This window comes from Lysobacter capsici, from assembly GCF_014779555.2.
Classification (GTDB): Bacteria; Pseudomonadota; Gammaproteobacteria; order Xanthomonadales; family Xanthomonadaceae; genus Lysobacter; species Lysobacter capsici.
Genome location: NZ_CP094357.1, coordinates 5,238,857 through 5,253,769 on the forward strand (window position 1 = coordinate 5,238,857; position 14,913 = coordinate 5,253,769).

13 protein-coding genes are annotated in these 14,913 nt (G+C 69.0%); 8 read left to right on the top strand and 5 right to left on the bottom strand.

The window, feature by feature from the left end; genetic code table 11:
- The first annotated feature begins 52 nt into the window (after positions 1 to 52).
- The 5 genes from IEQ11_RS21670 to IEQ11_RS21690 all read left to right on the top strand — a co-directional run bounded on the left by IEQ11_RS21670 (position 53) and on the right by IEQ11_RS21690 (position 6,112).
- Positions 53 to 3,082: a molybdopterin oxidoreductase family protein gene (locus IEQ11_RS21670; RefSeq protein ID WP_191822217.1), complete on the top strand. Its 3,030-nt coding sequence runs from the start codon at positions 53 to 55 to the stop codon at positions 3,080 to 3,082.
- Between the two features lie 82 nt (positions 3,083 to 3,164).
- On the top strand, positions 3,165 to 3,386 hold the full coding sequence (locus tag IEQ11_RS21675; RefSeq protein WP_191822216.1) for a hypothetical protein: 222 nt from the start codon (positions 3,165 to 3,167) through the stop codon (positions 3,384 to 3,386).
- Positions 3,383 to 4,192 carry a 4Fe-4S dicluster domain-containing protein gene (locus IEQ11_RS21680; RefSeq protein WP_036114833.1) on the top strand — a complete coding sequence of 270 codons (810 nt, stop codon included), beginning with the start codon at positions 3,383 to 3,385 and terminating at the stop codon, positions 4,190 to 4,192. Before IEQ11_RS21675 ends, IEQ11_RS21680 begins: the two co-directional genes overlap by 4 nt.
- Positions 4,193 to 4,300: 108 nt before the next feature.
- Complete coding sequence (locus IEQ11_RS21685; protein ID WP_191822215.1) at positions 4,301 to 5,248, top strand: dimethyl sulfoxide reductase anchor subunit family protein; 948 nt, start codon at positions 4,301 to 4,303, stop codon at positions 5,246 to 5,248.
- 189 nt (positions 5,249 to 5,437) lie between these two features.
- Positions 5,438 to 6,112 (top strand): DUF481 domain-containing protein, encoded by a 675-nt coding sequence (locus tag IEQ11_RS21690; RefSeq protein ID WP_036114838.1) that lies wholly within the window; start codon positions 5,438 to 5,440, stop codon positions 6,110 to 6,112.
- A gap of 206 nt (positions 6,113 to 6,318) precedes the next feature.
- Here IEQ11_RS21690 and hemC read toward each other — a convergent pair whose 3' ends face one another.
- From hemC to IEQ11_RS21715, 5 genes are all read right to left on the bottom strand, one after another.
- Positions 6,319 to 7,257 carry a hydroxymethylbilane synthase gene (gene hemC / locus IEQ11_RS21695; RefSeq protein WP_191822214.1) on the bottom strand — a complete coding sequence of 313 codons (939 nt, stop codon included), beginning with the start codon at positions 7,255 to 7,257 and terminating at the stop codon, positions 6,319 to 6,321.
- Positions 7,258 to 7,887: 630 nt separating this feature from the next.
- A complete protein-coding gene (locus tag IEQ11_RS21700; protein ID WP_036114843.1) occupies positions 7,888 to 8,622 on the bottom strand; it encodes a LytR/AlgR family response regulator transcription factor in 735 nt (244 codons plus the stop codon).
- A 20-nt stretch (positions 8,623 to 8,642) separates the two neighbouring features.
- Entirely contained in the window at positions 8,643 to 9,692 is a 1,050-nt protein-coding gene (locus tag IEQ11_RS21705) for a sensor histidine kinase (RefSeq protein ID WP_411920898.1), read from the bottom strand.
- A gap of 33 nt (positions 9,693 to 9,725) precedes the next feature.
- Positions 9,726 to 10,427, bottom strand: coding sequence for an alpha/beta hydrolase (locus IEQ11_RS21710; protein WP_191822213.1), 702 nt, complete (start codon positions 10,425 to 10,427; stop codon positions 9,726 to 9,728).
- A gap of 253 nt (positions 10,428 to 10,680) precedes the next feature.
- Complete coding sequence (locus IEQ11_RS21715) at positions 10,681 to 11,661, bottom strand: TonB family protein (protein WP_191822212.1); 981 nt, start codon at positions 11,659 to 11,661, stop codon at positions 10,681 to 10,683.
- A gap of 342 nt (positions 11,662 to 12,003) precedes the next feature.
- On the opposite strand from IEQ11_RS21715, the gene IEQ11_RS21720 reads away from it, so the two are divergent.
- The 3 genes from IEQ11_RS21720 (at position 12,004) to IEQ11_RS21730 (ending at position 14,875) form a co-directional block, all read left to right on the top strand.
- Entirely contained in the window at positions 12,004 to 12,420 is a 417-nt protein-coding gene (locus IEQ11_RS21720; RefSeq protein WP_191822211.1) for a hypothetical protein, read from the top strand.
- A 128-nt stretch (positions 12,421 to 12,548) separates the two neighbouring features.
- On the top strand, positions 12,549 to 13,871 hold the full coding sequence (locus tag IEQ11_RS21725; protein WP_191822210.1) for a TolC family protein: 1,323 nt from the start codon (positions 12,549 to 12,551) through the stop codon (positions 13,869 to 13,871).
- Positions 13,868 to 14,875, top strand: coding sequence for an efflux RND transporter periplasmic adaptor subunit (locus tag IEQ11_RS21730; protein ID WP_191822209.1), 1,008 nt, complete (start codon positions 13,868 to 13,870; stop codon positions 14,873 to 14,875). Before IEQ11_RS21725 ends, IEQ11_RS21730 begins: the two co-directional genes overlap by 4 nt.
- Positions 14,876 to 14,913: the final 38 nt, after the last annotated feature.

A 14,913-nucleotide genomic window follows, 5' to 3' on the forward strand; every position in this document is an offset into this window, starting at 1 on the left:
AAGCGCGGCCGGCAGGCTCGCCGGATCCCGGCGCGATAGGCACAATGGCGCGATGCGAGAGCACGCTCCCTCCGAGCCAGCCATCGACCTGTCGCCCTCGCCCGGCGATGAGGTCAAGACCACGACCTGTTACATGTGCGCATGCCGATGCGGCATCAAGGTCTGGCTGGCCGACGGCAAGATCCGTTACATCCAGGGCAATCCCGATCATCCGGTCAACCAGGGCGTGCTGTGCGCCAAGGGATCGGCCGGGATCATGCAGCACTATTCGCCGGCGCGGCTGAGCAAGCCTCTATTGCGCGTGGGCGAACGCGGCAAGGGCGAGTTCCGCGAAATCGAATGGGACGAAGCGTTGGGTATCGCCGCCGGCTGGCTGGGGCCGATCCGCGAACGCAATCCCGACGAACTGGCGTTCTTCACCGGCCGCGATCAGTCGCAGGCGCTGACCGGCTGGTGGGCGCAGCAGTTCGGCACGGTCAACTATGCGGCGCACGGCGGGTTCTGCTCGGTCAACATGGCCGCGGGCGGGTTGTACACGCTGGGCGGCTCGTTCTGGGAATTCGGCGAACCCGACTGGGAGCATTCGCGTTATCTGATGCTGTGGGGCGTGGCTGAGGATCACGACTCCAATCCGATCAAGCTTGGCCTGGGCAAGTTGAAGGCGCGCGGCGCGAAGATCGTCGCGGTCAATCCGGTGCGCAGCGGCTATGGCGCGATCGCCGACGAGTGGATCGGGATCCGGCCGGGGACCGATGGCTTGTTCGCGTTCGCGCTGATCCACGAGTTGTTGAAGGCCGACCGGATCGATCTGGATTATCTGGTGCGCTATGCGAATGCGCATTGGCTGGTGATCCGCAATCCGGGCGGCGCGGATGATGGGTTGTTCGCGCGCGATGAGTCGGGGCGTGCGTTGTGTTGGGTTGGCGGTCCTCACCCTGGCCCTCTCCCGCGAGCGGGAGAGGGAACACCGACGAAGCGATCGGATGCGACGCATGCATCCGAAGATTCGCCCCACCACGTCGCTTCGAATACCACCGAAGAGCTCCCTCTCCCGCCCGAGGGAGAGGGCCGGGGTGAGGGCCGCGCCTGTCCCGCCGACACCATCGACATCTCCCCCGCCGTCGTAGGCGAATACACCCTGCCCGACGGCCGCCGCGCCGTGCCGGTGTTCCATCTGCTGGTCGAACGCTACCTCGACCCGCAATACGCGCCCGACGCGGTCAGCGAACGCTGCGGCATTCCCGCCGATACCATCCGCCGCATCGCTCGCGAACTCGCGCAGGCCGCGTTCGACAATCCGGTCAAACTGCCGATCGCCTGGACCGATGCGCATGGCCGCGAACACAGCGAGATGGTCGGCCGTCCGGTCAGCATGCACGCGATGCGCGGGATCAGCGCGCACAGCAACGGCTTCCACACCTGCCGCGCGCTGCACTTGCTGCAGCTGCTGCTCGGCGCGGTCGACACGCCCGGTTCGTTCCGTTATCAGCCGCCGTTCCCCAAGCCACTCCCGCCGCCGAACCGCCCCGGAAAACAGCGCCAGGCCAATGGCGCGCTGGACGCCGCCCCGCTCGGTTTCGTCCACGGCCCCGAAGACCTCGTCGTCGACGAACACGGCCAGCCGCGCCGCATCGATCACGCGTTCTCCTGGGCCTATCCGCTGTCGGCGCACGGCATGATGCACACGGTGATCCGCAACGCCTGGGCCGGCGATCCGTACAAGATCGACACGCTGATGATGTTCATGGCCAACATGAGCTGGAACTCGGCGATGAATACCGGCGAGACCATGCATTGGCTCACCGATCGCGGCGAGGACGGCGAGTACCGCATCCCCCACATCATCTACGCCGATGCCTACGCCTCGGAGATGACCGCGTACGCCGATCTGGTCCTGCCCGACACGACCTATCTGGAACGCTTCGACGCGATCAGCCTGCTGGACCGCCCGATCTCGGATGCGGATTCGGCTTGCGATGCGATACGCCATCCCATCGTGGATTCCACCACGCAACGCCTGCATGCCGGCGACGAGGCGCGCGACGTGCGCGGTTTCCAGTCCGTTCTGCTCGACATCGGCGCACGCCTCGGCTTGCCCGGCATGGTGCTCGACGATGGCAGCCCGCGCTATCGCGATTACGCCGACTACATCGTGCGTCACGAACGCGCGCCCGGGGTCGGCCTGCTCGCCGGCTGGCGCGGCGAACACGGCGAACTCGAAGCCAAGGGCCCGCCCAACCCGGAGCAACTGCAACGCTACATCGACAACGGCGGCTTCTGGCGCAGCCATGTGCCCGAGTCGGCGCGCTATTTCAAGATGGCCAACCGCGGCTATCTGGACTGGGCGCAGAAGATGGGCTTTCTCGGCCACGCCGATCCGATCGTGCTGCAGCTGTATTCCGAGACGATGCAGAAGTTCCGCCTCGCCGCGCAGGGCCACGGCGACAAGCAGCCGCCGGCCGAACACCGCGAAAGAGTCGCGACCTATTTCGATCCGTTGCCGATCTGGTACGAACCGTTCGAAGGCGCGCAGATCGCCGACGGCGCCACGCGTTTCCCGCTCAGCGCGGTGACCCAGCGGCCGATGTTCATGTACCACGCCTGGGGTTCGCAGAACGCCTGGCTGCGGCAGATCAGCGCGCGCAATTTCCTCTACCTGCATCCCGACACCGGCGCGCGCCACGGCATCGCCGACGAAGACTGGATCGCGGTGCAATCGCATCACGGCCGCATCCAGGTGCAGGCGAAATTCGCCGCCAACGTGCAGCCCGACACGGTCTGGACCTGGAACGCGATCGGCAAGCGCCGCGGCGCCTGGCGCTTGAACAAGGACGCGCCGGAAAGCCGCAAGGGGTTCTTGCTCAATCATCTGATTTCCGACATCACGCCGAAGGGCGATTACGCCAACGCCGATCCGGTCACCGGCCAGGCGGCCTGGTTCGATCTGCGCGTGTCGATCCGCAGACTCGATACGGCCGACGATACGCAGGCCGTCTCGCAGCCGCAGTTCGCCGCGCTGTCGTTCGAACCCGCCGACGACCGGCCCTTGCGCTACGGCGCGCAGTTCAGGAAAAACCGATGAACGGATGCATCGACAGCCCATGTTTTTGCCGAGCTCGCACTGCGTCGGCCGCCACGCGGGTTCGAATCTTGATGGTGCGCGCATGAAACCGGCGCGCGTATTCGCCGGCCTGTTGTGCATCGCGCTGAGCTTCGGCCTGGTGCTGTTGCTGGGCCTGGGCATGTTCGATCCGACCCGCGACGCGGCCGCGAGCGCCAACGGATCGGTGACGCCGGTGCTGATCGCGCTGATGCCGAGCGTGAGCGTCGGCCTGGCCGTGTTCGCCTTGGGCGTGTGGTTGATTTCGACCGGGAGAAAACGATGACCGGTCTGCCGCCGCCGTCGAAAAAGAAACTGGGTCTGGTGATCGACCTGGACACCTGCGTGGGCTGCCATGCCTGCGCGGTGAGCTGCAAGGAATGGAACGCCGGCGGTTTCTCCGCGCCGTTGACCGATGAGCAGCCTTACGGCAAGGACCCGTCGGGGGTCTGGTTCAATCGCGTCCACAGCTACGAAGTCGAAGCCACCGCCGTCGCCGCCTTGCCGATCGCCGACCCGGTGCGCGGTTGCGGCAGCGCCGCGGCCGTCGACACCGCACCGCAACCGGCGATGACCCTGCACTTCCCGCGTTCGTGCCTGCATTGCGAACAACCGGCCTGCGTGACCGTGTGCCCGACCGGCGCCAGCTACAAGCGCGCCGAGGACGGCATCGTGCTGGTCGACGAGGACAAGTGCATCGGCTGCAAGCTGTGCTCCTGGGCCTGCCCGTACGGCGCGCGCGAGTACAGCCCGGTCGAGGGCGTGATGAAGAAATGCACGCTGTGCATCGACCGCATCTACAACGAGAACCTTGAGGAATCCGAACGCCAGCCGGCCTGCGTGCAGGCCTGCCCGACCCGCGCGCGCCATTTCGGCGACCTCGCCGATCCGGAATCGAAGGTGTCCAAGCTGGTCGCCGAACGCGGCGGCGTCGACCTGATGGCCTCGCTGGGTTACCAGCCGACCAACAAATACCTGCCGCCGCGCGCGCGCCGCGCCGGCGCGGCGGAACCGGCGCCGGCCGCCGAAACGCTGGACACCCAGGCCTTGCCGACGGTGCTGCGCTGGCTGGATCGGGTGTTGTCGCGATGATGCGTTTTCGCGGTATGCCGCGGCTGCGCGATAGCGTGGGTGGCGAGTGCGTCCGCGCGCGCGCCTGCGCGAATCTTATTTCCCTTCGTTTCGCTCGCGCAGGCTGATATGCATCCGGCGTTCTCGGTCATTTTCTTCACCACCTTGTCGGGCGCCGGGTATGGGCTGATGGCGTGGGTCGGCGCGATCGCCTTCTACCATTACGCCGGCGGATCGCCGGTCGAGCCCATGCGCGTATTGGCGTTCGCGATGCTGGTGGCCTTGATCCTGGTCACCGTCGGCCTGCTCAGCTCGACCCTGCATCTGGGCAAACCGCTGCGCGCCTGGCGCGCGTTCTCGCAATGGCGGACTTCATGGCTGTCGCGCGAGGGCGTGATGGCGATCGTCGCGTACCTGCCCGCATTGGGCTTGCTGCTGGGCGTCGTGCGTAAAAGCGGCGCGGCGATGCCGATGTTGTTGTCGGCGGCGGTGGTCGTGTGCGCGCTGCTCACCGTGGCCTGCACAGCGATGATCTACGCATCGCTCAAGCCGATTCCGGCGTGGCGGCATTGGCTGGTGGTGCCGGGCTATCTAGCCTTCGCCCTGCTCAGCGGCGCGGCCTTGCTGGCCGCGCTGCCCGGCGCGCCTGCGGTCGGGCGCTCGGCGATGACGGCGGTGGTGCTGCTCGCTCCGCTGACCGCGCTGCTCAAGCTGATGTATTGGCGCGCGATCGACCGCACGCCCTTGCCGGTCACTCGCGGCGAAGCGGTCGGCCTGCCCGACCGCGAATTGTCGGTATTCGAGCGCCCGCACACCGAAGAAAATTACCTGACCCGCGAAATGGGCTATGTGCTGGCGCGCAAGCACGCACGCAAGCTGCGCCTGATCGCGCTGGCGCTGTTCGCGCTGCTGCCGCTGGCCGGCATGTTCGTCGCCGGCCTGATGCAGGTAACCGGGTCGCCTGAGACGGCCGCGGTCGTGACCGCGCTGAGCGCGTTGTCGGTATTGCTGGGCGCCGTGGTCGAGCGCTGGCTGTTCTTCGCCCAGGCCAAGCATCTGGTCACGCTGTACTACTGAGCCTCCGGGTCATCGATCACCGCCGCGAACCCGGCCATCGTCCCGCGCCGCAAGGCTTCCAGGCATTGGCATCAATCACTTGCGTGCCACCGCAGGATTAATCGAACCTATCCGACGTGCCTGGCGTCGCAGGACTGTAATCGGTTTCATGGCATTATCCTGGGCCGTACTTCCAGCCTGACTCAGACGATGCTCGGTGCAATCGGGCTCGCCCTGCTGGGCGCGCCCCTGGTCACATTGCCGAATCCCGCCTTCGGTGGCGACCCGATCCTGATCGCGATCGCGAGCGATCCGGCGCAGATGCGCCTGTACTGTTTTTCGACCCGCTGCGGCGACGAGGAATGGAAGCTGGCGATGGCGAGGCGGCAACGCGCGCCGGAGATCGACCCTGCCGACCTGCCGCCGCTGCGCAAGGTGGAACTGCCCGGCCAGCAACGCGTGATCGGAGGCGTCAGCGCCCCGGCGACCTCGCGCGAAAGCCGCTCGATGTACTCCAACGACTACCGCATCGGCACCCGCTACGGCGTACAGGCGGTGCGCGACGGCCCGACCCAGATCGGCCTGCAGTTCGGCGCCGGCTATCGGCTCGCGCCGTTGTACGACGACGGCATCAACCGTCCCGGCGCGGTGTTCCGCGGCGAACTCAACCTGGGCCAGCGCATCGGCGACCGCGCGCGTTTCACCCAGAGCGTGCAGGTCGAAAGCGGCCGCGGCGACACCTTCGTCAAGCAGTCGGTGCGGCTGGACGTGGAGGTGTGGCAGAACTGGAAGCTGGAGACCGATTTCGCGATTCGCCACGACAACAACGGTGGCGGTGGCAGCGAGAGCGCGGAGAGTTCGATCGAGTTGATTCGGCGGTTTTGAGGGACGTAGCGGTTCGCGGAGCTGCGGGAACAATGCGCTTGCGTCGTGCTTGAGGTTTCGCGGTCGCGGCTTGCGCCGCTCCTACATGGGCTGCCTGTAGGAGCGGCGCAAGCCGCGACCGCGACACTTCGGACATGACGCAACCGCGGCTTCATACCGCGCCTGTCAGACCGCGCTCCGCTCGCGCCCGTAACCGACGCAAGCCCTCAATCCTGATCGCCGACATCGCCCAGCGAATCGGCGATGAACTCGCCCGCGCCCTGCTCCAGCAGCTTCTGCGCGACTTCGATGCCCAGGCACTCGGGCGCGTCGCCGCGGCCCTCGCCGTGCGCGCGCACCGCGCGGCCGTCGCTGGCCGAACCGACCTGCCCGTCCAGGCGCAGGTGTTCGCCGTCCAGGCGCGCGTACGCGGCGACCGGCACGTGACAGCTGCCGTGCAGCGCGCGATTCATGCCGCGCTCGGCTTCCACGCAGGTGCGCGTCGCGGCGTGATCGAGCGCGGCGCACAGTTCGCGGGTGGACAGGTCGTCTTCGCGGCATTCGATCGCGATCGCGCCCTGCGCCGGCGCCGGCAGCCAGTACGGCGATTCCAGCCGCGCGCGGATGCGCGCGTCCAGGCCGAGCCGCTGCAGGCCCGCGCAGGCCAGGATGATGGCGTCGTACTCGCCGGCGTCCAGGCGTCCCAGGCGGGTGTTGACGTTGCCGCGCAGGTCGCGCAACTCCAGGTCCGGACGCAGCGCGCGCAACTGGGCCTGGCGGCGCAGCGAGGAGGTACCGACGCGGGCGCCGGTCGGCAGCGCGTCGATGCCGTCGAAGGCGTTGCTGACGAAGGCGTCGGCGTAGTCGGCGCGTTCCAGGATCGCCGGCATGGCGAAGCCGGGCTCGAGCTCCATCGGCACGTCCTTGAGCGAATGCACCGCGCAGTCGGCTTCCTCGCGCAGCATCGCCAGTTCCAGTTCCTTGAGGAACAGGCCCTTGCCGCCGATCGCGGCCAGCGAGCGGTCCAGCACCTCGTCGCCGCGGGTGCTCATCGGCACCAGGGTCACCACCAGCCCCGGATGCAGGGCGCGCAGGCGGTCGGCGACATGCTCGCTCTGCCACAGGGCGAGCGGGCTCTTACGGGTGGCGATGCGCAGGGTCTTCATGGCGGCATTATCGCCGCTGTTGGGGGGTTGAGGCTAAAGGCCGAGGAACGAGTGGGAGGAGTGAGGAACGAGATTGGGGCGCAGCGCTGGTTTGTGGCGGTCTGGAAAGATGGCGCTCGAACCGACGCTGAAAGATTGCTTTTGCTCGCCACTTCCGCGAAGGCGGGCACGGCTTTACTTCGGCGCAGCCGAACATTCAGGGCCTTTCGTGCGGGAAAGCTTGAAGTCACTGGATTCCCGCGTTCGCGGGAATGACGGTCTGGAAGGATGGCGCTGAAGCCTCTGGATTCCCGCCTGCGCGGGAATGACGTTCTGGAGAGATGGCGCTGAAGCTGACGCCGAGAGGCTGTTTTTTCTCGTCATTCCCACGAAGGCGGGCGCGACTTTACTTCGGCGCAGCCGAACATCCAGGGCCTTTCGTGCAAGAACGCTTGAAGTCACTGGATTCCCGCGTTCGCGGGAATGACGGTAGGAAGGTTGCGCCGATTCCCGATTCCCGATTCCCGATTCCCGATTCCCGACTCCCGACTCCCGATTCCCGATTCCCGATTCCCGATTCCCAAATCTCGAATCTCGAATCCCGAATCCCGAATCCCGAATCCCGAATCCCGAATCCCGAATCCCGAACATTCAAAGATGCTTGAGCGTCTCCCGCAACGCAGCCACACAGCGCCGGCTGACCTCCAGCGGCTGCTTGCCATGCCGCAGCACCGCCTGCACGTGGCCTTCGGCGTTGCGCTTGAGTTCGACGATCTCGTGCCGGGCCACCAGGCAGTTGCGGTGGATGCGCACGAAACGTTCGCCGAATTCGTCCTCCAGCGATTTCAGCGATTCCTCGATCAGGTCCTCGCCACGGGCGTGATGGACGATCACGTACTTCTCTTCGGCGTGCAGGTAATGCACGTCGTCGATCGGGATCAGGCGCAGGCTGCCGCGCAGGCGCGCGCACAGGTGACTGCGGATCTGGCCCGGCGCGGTCTCGCCGCCGTCGTGGCGTTCGCGGCCGGCGGCGAAGGTGCGCACGCGCTCGAGCGCGGCGTCCAGGCGCTCGGCCCGCACCGGCTTGACCAGGTAGTCGATCGCCTCGGCGTCGAACGCCGACAGCGCATGCGCGTCGTAGGCGGTGCAGAACACCACCGCCGGGCGCGGGTCGAACGCGGCCAGGTGGCGCGCGGCCTCCAGGCCGTCGATGCCGGGCATGGCGATGTCCAGCAGCACCAGATCCGGCCGGTGTTCGGCGCAGGCGTGCAGCGCGTGCTGGCCGTCGACCGCTTCGGCGACGATCTCCACATCCGGCCGCAAGGCCAGCAGCGCGCGCAGTCGCTCGCGCGCCAACGGTTCGTCGTCAGCGATCACCACTCTCATGGCCAGCCTCGTCGCACCCTTCATCGACTCTGCGCCTCCACCCCGGTCGGCACGTGCAGTTCGCACAGATAGTATCCCCGCTCCCAGCCTGAGGTCATTCGCGCCGTAGGTCCATAGGCATAACGCAGACGCTGGACGATGCTGTGCTGGGCATGGCGCGATCCGGCGCGGGCCTCGGCCGGCGCCGGCGACGGGTTGCGGATGCGCAGCAGCAGGTGATCGCTGAGCTGGGTCAGCTCGATTTCGATCTCGCCGCCGCCCGGCAGGGGCGAAATCCCATGCAGGACGGCGTTCTCGACCAGCGGCTGCAGGATCAGCCGCGGCAGCGGCATCTTCCACGGCAGCGGTTCGCGCTTGCGCCAGACCACCCGCAGGCGCTCGCGCAGGCGCAGCTGCTCGATCGCCAGGTAGCGTTCGGCCAGTTCGACCTCCTCGGCCAGGCTGGAATCGCTCTTGGACGCGCCCAGCGCGGCGCGGAACAGGTCCGACAGGTCCAGTACGGTGCGCTCGGCGACCTCGGGGTCGCTGCGCACCAGCCCGGCGATGGTGTTCATGCTGTTGAAAAGGAAGTGCGGCTTGATCCGCGCCTGCAGCGCCTCGACCTCGGCGCGCGCGTTGGCGCGGACCTGGGCCTTCCAGCTGTCGTTGATGTAGAGGTAGCGCAGGACCACGCCGACGGCCAGGATCGCGATCGCCGCGGTGCCCAGCACGAAACGCAGGAACGAGACCCCGGCCGGCACCAGGCCGATGCTGGTCACCGTGTCGATGGTGTGGGTGACCCCGGCCACGGCCGCGGCGATCGCCGCGGCGGTCGCGGTGGCGATGAAGCCGCCCACGCCCGGCGGCAGCCGCGACAGCCATTTGCGCGACACGCACAGCAGCACCGAGATCGCCAGCGCCAGCCACAGCGCGAACGCGCTGGAGGACACGAACCGGCCCAGGTCCCAGCGGGTGCCGTCGGGCGCCAGCGCCAGCACGATCACGATCAGCTCGGCCATGCTCAGCATCACCACCAGCCGCGGCAACCGGCACAGGTCCGGCAGCCAGGGCTCGTGCTCGGCCAGGGGCAGACCGGTGGGCGGCGCGGCCACGGTCGGCGGGGCTCAGCGCTGGGCCGCGAACCGCTGCGACATCCAGTCGCCTAGGGCGTCGATTTCCTCGGCGCAGACCTGATGCGCCATCGGATAGGCGTGCCAGTCGATCTTGAAGCCCAGGGTGCGCAGGCGCGCGGCGGCCATCTCGCCGCCGCGGTACGGCACTACCGGGTCGTGCTGGCCGTGGGCCATGAACATCGGCTGGGTATGCGCGACCGCGGTCGCCTCGCGGATCAGGCGGTCGGCCATCGGCAGGTAGGTCGACAGCGCGATCAGCCCGCCCAGCGGCTGCTTGCGCTGCAACGCGGTGGCCAGAGTGATCGCCCCGCCCTGCGAGAACCCCGCCAGCAGGATGCGCGAGGTCGGGATGCCGCGTTCGATTTCGCGCCCGATCAGCGCCTCGACCTGCCGCACCGATTCCTCGACCCCGGTTTCGTCGGCGCGGTTGGCCAGATCGCTGAAGTCGCGGATGTCGTACCAGGCGCGCATGCGCATGCCGTTGTTGATCGTGACCGCGCGCACCGGCGCATGCGGGAACACGAAGCGCAGCGCCGGCCAATCCGGGCGCAGCAGTTCGGGCACGATCGGCGCGAAGCCGTCGCCGCTGTCGCCCAGGCCGTGCAGCCACAGCACGCTCCAGGCGGGGGTCGGACCGGTTTCGCGGATGACGGCGTCGAGCAGTTCGGGGGATGCGGCGGGGGAAGTCTCCATGCGCCGCATTGTGGCCGCTCGGTGCGTGTCGCGCCAAGCCGCTGCTGTTTGCGGGCGGGCGGGCCGATCTGAGCTGACAAGCCGGGCCATTGCCGCGGGCACCGTTTGTGGGAGGGGCTTCAGCCCCGACGCTTTCCGCTCAGGCGCTGCGATCTGAAAGAAAAGCGTCGGGCTGAAGCCCCTGCCACACAAGCCCGAAGCCTTCCCACATAAGCTTGAAGCCGCTTCCCATGAAAGCGGACGCCTCCGACCCTCAGCGCGACGGCAGCTTGAAATTCAAGGTGCGCCGGGCCGCATGCGACTGGCCGCTGGGCTCGAAGCGCAGCCGCGCCACCGCCGCCAGCGCCGCGTCGTCGAACACCCCGGCCGGCTCGGAGCTCACCAGCCGGGCCGCGCCGGTGCGGCCGTCGGGCAGGATGGTGAAGCTGATCTCGACACTGCCTTCGATCTTGCGATTGAGCGCCGGCAAGGGATAGCGCGGGCTGGCGTCGGCGATCAGGCGCGGCATCGCGCGTGCCGGCGCACTGGCGACGGCGGTCGCGGTCGCGGCCGCGGGCGGCGGGCTCGCGGAGGGGGCCGGCGCCGACGCGATCGGCGCGGCCGGCGTGCTCGCCCGGGCCGCGGCTTCGTCGGCGGCGAGCGCGCTGGCGGCCGCGTCGGCCTTGATCGCGGCGCTGGTCGCGCCGGGCATCGCACGCGGTGCCGGCGCGGCGTCGGCGCGTTCGGCCAGCAGGCGTTGGGTCTCCTCGCGCGCCTTGCGTTCGCGCGCGGCGGTCGCGCTGCGCAGGCCCTCGCGCAGGCGCGGCAGGGCCGGCGCCTGCGGGTCCATGCGTTCGAGCAGCCCGAGCAGGCGCTGCGATTCGCCCAGATCGTCGTCGAGCAAGGCCTGTTCGCCGGCGATCACCACGTACGGCTGCAATTCGCCGAGCGCGCTGATCACGTCGATCTGGCCCGGCTCCTTGTCGCGCAACGCCAGGTAGTAGTCGACCGCGCTGTCTCCGGCCGGGGTGTGGATGCGCTGTTCGCGCAGCGCCTGGGCGGCGCGGGCGCGCAAGCCTTCGCCGTCGAGCTCGACCAGCGGTTCGGGCAAAGCCACCGCGTCGGCATGTTCGGCCTGCGACCGCGGCGCATCGGCCGGCGCGGCCGCGCCGCAGGCGGCCAGGCCCAGGCACAGCGCCAGCCACAGGCACGCCGAAGCGGCCTTCGAACCTGCCCACGCGCCCGTCGGCGCCATCGTTTTCCAGCGCCCGACCGCGCCCGCGCGCGCCGGCTTGCTCACAACCTTCACTGCACAACCCCTTACCCGGAAACTGCGAACTGCGCGCGCAGACTAGGTACGGCATGTGACGGCGTTGCTGCTCAGCAGTTTGCCCATCCTGTTCGACGGTGAACGTCTCCCGATGCCGAGCCTCCTGCCACGCGGCGCGGATTATGGCCGCTGCGGCCGCGGCGGCGCGATGCGCAATCCGGCGACCCGCGCGCCCTGGCCGCGAGGCGATCGACGCCGAGACCGGGCTGAACGCGGCCGAGGCGCTGAAATTGTATTGCGGCGGCCGCGGCTCCTATGATCGCCGCCATGCCCGGCCTGCCCTCCCTCGCGATCGCTCTGCGCTACCTCGCCTACGGCGTGTTGATCGCGGTGATGCTGATCAAGCCGGTGCTGGCGTTCGCGACCGAGATCGGCGAACTCGCCGTCCCGGCCGCCGCGGCCCACGATCATGCGCGGGAGCGGCCCGATCACGGCAACGCGGACACCACCGATACCTCCGACGCCGCTACCGCGCAGACCGACCCGGCCAACGATCACGACCCCGACGGCTGCGGCGACAGCCGCTGGCACCTGAGCCACTGCTGCGCCATGCAGGCCGCGCTGATGCCGCGTTTCCACATCGGCCTGCCGCTGCGCGGCGCCGCCGCGCCCAAGCCGGCCGCCTCGACCTCGTTCGTGCCCAGCCCGACCGCGGTCCCGTTCCGCCCACCCATCTCCGCCTGATCCCGAGCCCGGCCTAACGCCGGCCCGGTGTCGTGTCGGCTGGCTTCGCGCCGGCCGCCGTCGCCATCGGTCATCGCCGCGCGGCTTCGCGCCGCCGCGGCGCCGTTCGAGTTTCAGGAGAATTCCCCATGCGGTTACGTCCGGCGGCCTTGGCCGCCCTGACGGCTGCGCTGTGCTTTCCGGCACAGGCGCGGCCGCCTCTCGCCCCCACTATTCCGACCGAAACCGCCGCGCCGCGACGCGCCGGTTCGGTGTTCACCCTCGACGACGCGTTCGCGCGCATCGGCGACGCCCACCCCGACCTGCGCCTGTTCGGCGGCCAACGCCGCGTGCTCGAAGCCGAGCGCGACGGCGCCGCGCAACGGCCCGCGCTGGTCGGCGGGGTGTCGGTCGAAAACATCTTCGGCAGCGGCGCGCTGAGCGGGACCCAGGGCGCCGAAATCACCCTCAGCCTGGCCTCGGTGTTCGAACGCGGCGGCAAGCTCGACGCCCGCCGCACCTTCGCCCAGAGCCGCATCGACGCGCTCGCGGTCGAACGCGAAAGCCGCCGCCTGGATCTGCTCGCGGAAACCGCGCGCCGGTATCTCGCGGTGCTCGCCGCGCAGCGCCGGATCGAACTGGCCCAGTTCGACATCGGCCAGCGCAAACGCAGCGTCGATGCCGCGCGCGTGCGCCTGCAGGCCGGCGCCTCGCCCGAATCGGGCCTGCTGACCGCGCAAGCCGCGCAGGCGCGCGCCGAACTCGAGCGCGCGCGCGGCGAACGCAGCCTGCTGGCCGCGCGCCAGCACCTGGCCGCGCTGTGGGGCGAACGCGACCCGGGTTTCGCCAGCGTAGCCGGCGATCCGTATGCACTGCCGCAGATCGAGGACGCCACCGCATTGGCCGGCTTGCTCGACCGCAATCCCGAACTGGGCCGCTTCGTCGACGCGCGCCGGATCGGCGAGGCGCGAGTGCGGTTGGCGCAAAGCCAGGCCACGCCCGACCTGGACTGGCAGGTCGGTCTGCGCCGGCTGCAGGACGGCAACGACATGGCGCTGATCGGCAGCGTGTCGATGCCGCTGGGCGCGCGCGCCCGCGCCGAACCCGGCATCCGCGGCGCGCAGGCCGAACTGGCCTTGCTCGATATCGAACGCGAAGCCAAGGGTTTGTCGCTGTATTCGACCCTGGTCGAAGCGCACGGCCGCTATCGGGTCGGCGCGCTCGAAGTCGCGCGGCTCAAGGACGACGTGCTGCCGCGGCTGATCCGCGCCGAGAAAGCGGCCGAATACGCCTACCGCGCCGGCGCGATCAGTTATCTGGAACTGGCGCTGTTGCAGGCCGAAAGCGTCGCGGTACGCAAGCAGCGCCTGGACGCCGCGCTCGACGCGCAACTGGCGCTAATCGAAATCCAGCGCCTCACCGGCGAGTCCTTCCTCGCCGCCTCGCCCATTCCCGCAGGAGCCACCCCATGAAGCCCGAACTGATGATCGTCGCGGGCCTGCTGGCCCTGAGCTTGAGCGCTTGCGGCGGCGGGTCCGATCAACCGACCGCGCAGAAATCCGCGGAGGCGAAACAAGCGCAGGGCGAACACGCCGACGAAGCTTCCGACAGCCACGAACACGCCGAAGGCAAAGCCGGACACGGCGAACAGTCTGAAGTCGAAAGCACGGTGATCCGCACCGAGATCGCGCGCCGCTCCGGCATCAGCGTGGCCGCGGTCGGCGCCGGCACCATCGCCGACGAACACGAGGTGCAAGGCCTGCTCACCCCGCTGGAAGGCCGGGTCGCGCGCATCACCGCGCGTTACCCCGGGCCGGTGCGCTCGCTGCGCGCCAATGTCGGCGACCGCGTCAGCGCCGGCCAAACGCTGGCGACCATCGACAGCAATCTGAGCCTGACCACCTACAGCATCGCCGCGCCGATCTCCGGCGTGGTGCTCGCGCGCAACGCCTCGGTCGGCGAAGTCGCGGTCGAAGGCATGGCGCTGTTCGAAATCGCCGACCTGTCGAGCTTGTGGGTCGACCTGCACGTGTTCGGCGAAGACGCCACCCATCTGCGCCCGGGCCTGCCGGTCACGGTGATGCGCATGGGCGACGACAGCGGCGTGGAGACCACGCTCGACCGGATCCTGCCCGGCACCGCGACCGCCAGCCAGAGCACGGTCGCGCGCGCCTCGATCAAGAACGCCGATGGTTTGTGGCGCCCGGGTTCGGCGGTGCGCGCGCGGGTCACGGTGGAGCAGCTGCCGGTCGAGCTGGCGGTGCCGTTGACCGCGTTGCAGCGCATGGACGACGGCGATGTGGTGTTCGTGCGCGAAGGCGAGCGTTACAGCGCGCGGCCGGTGAAACTCGGCCGCCGCGACGCGCGCCGCGTGCAGGTGCTGTCGGGCCTGAAGGCCGGCGAACAGGTGGTGATCGAACAGAGCTTCCTGATCAAGGCCGACATCGAAAAAGCGGGGGCCTCGCATGAGCACTGAGTCCCGGCCCACTCCGCCTTCACCTAACCCGCCCGCGC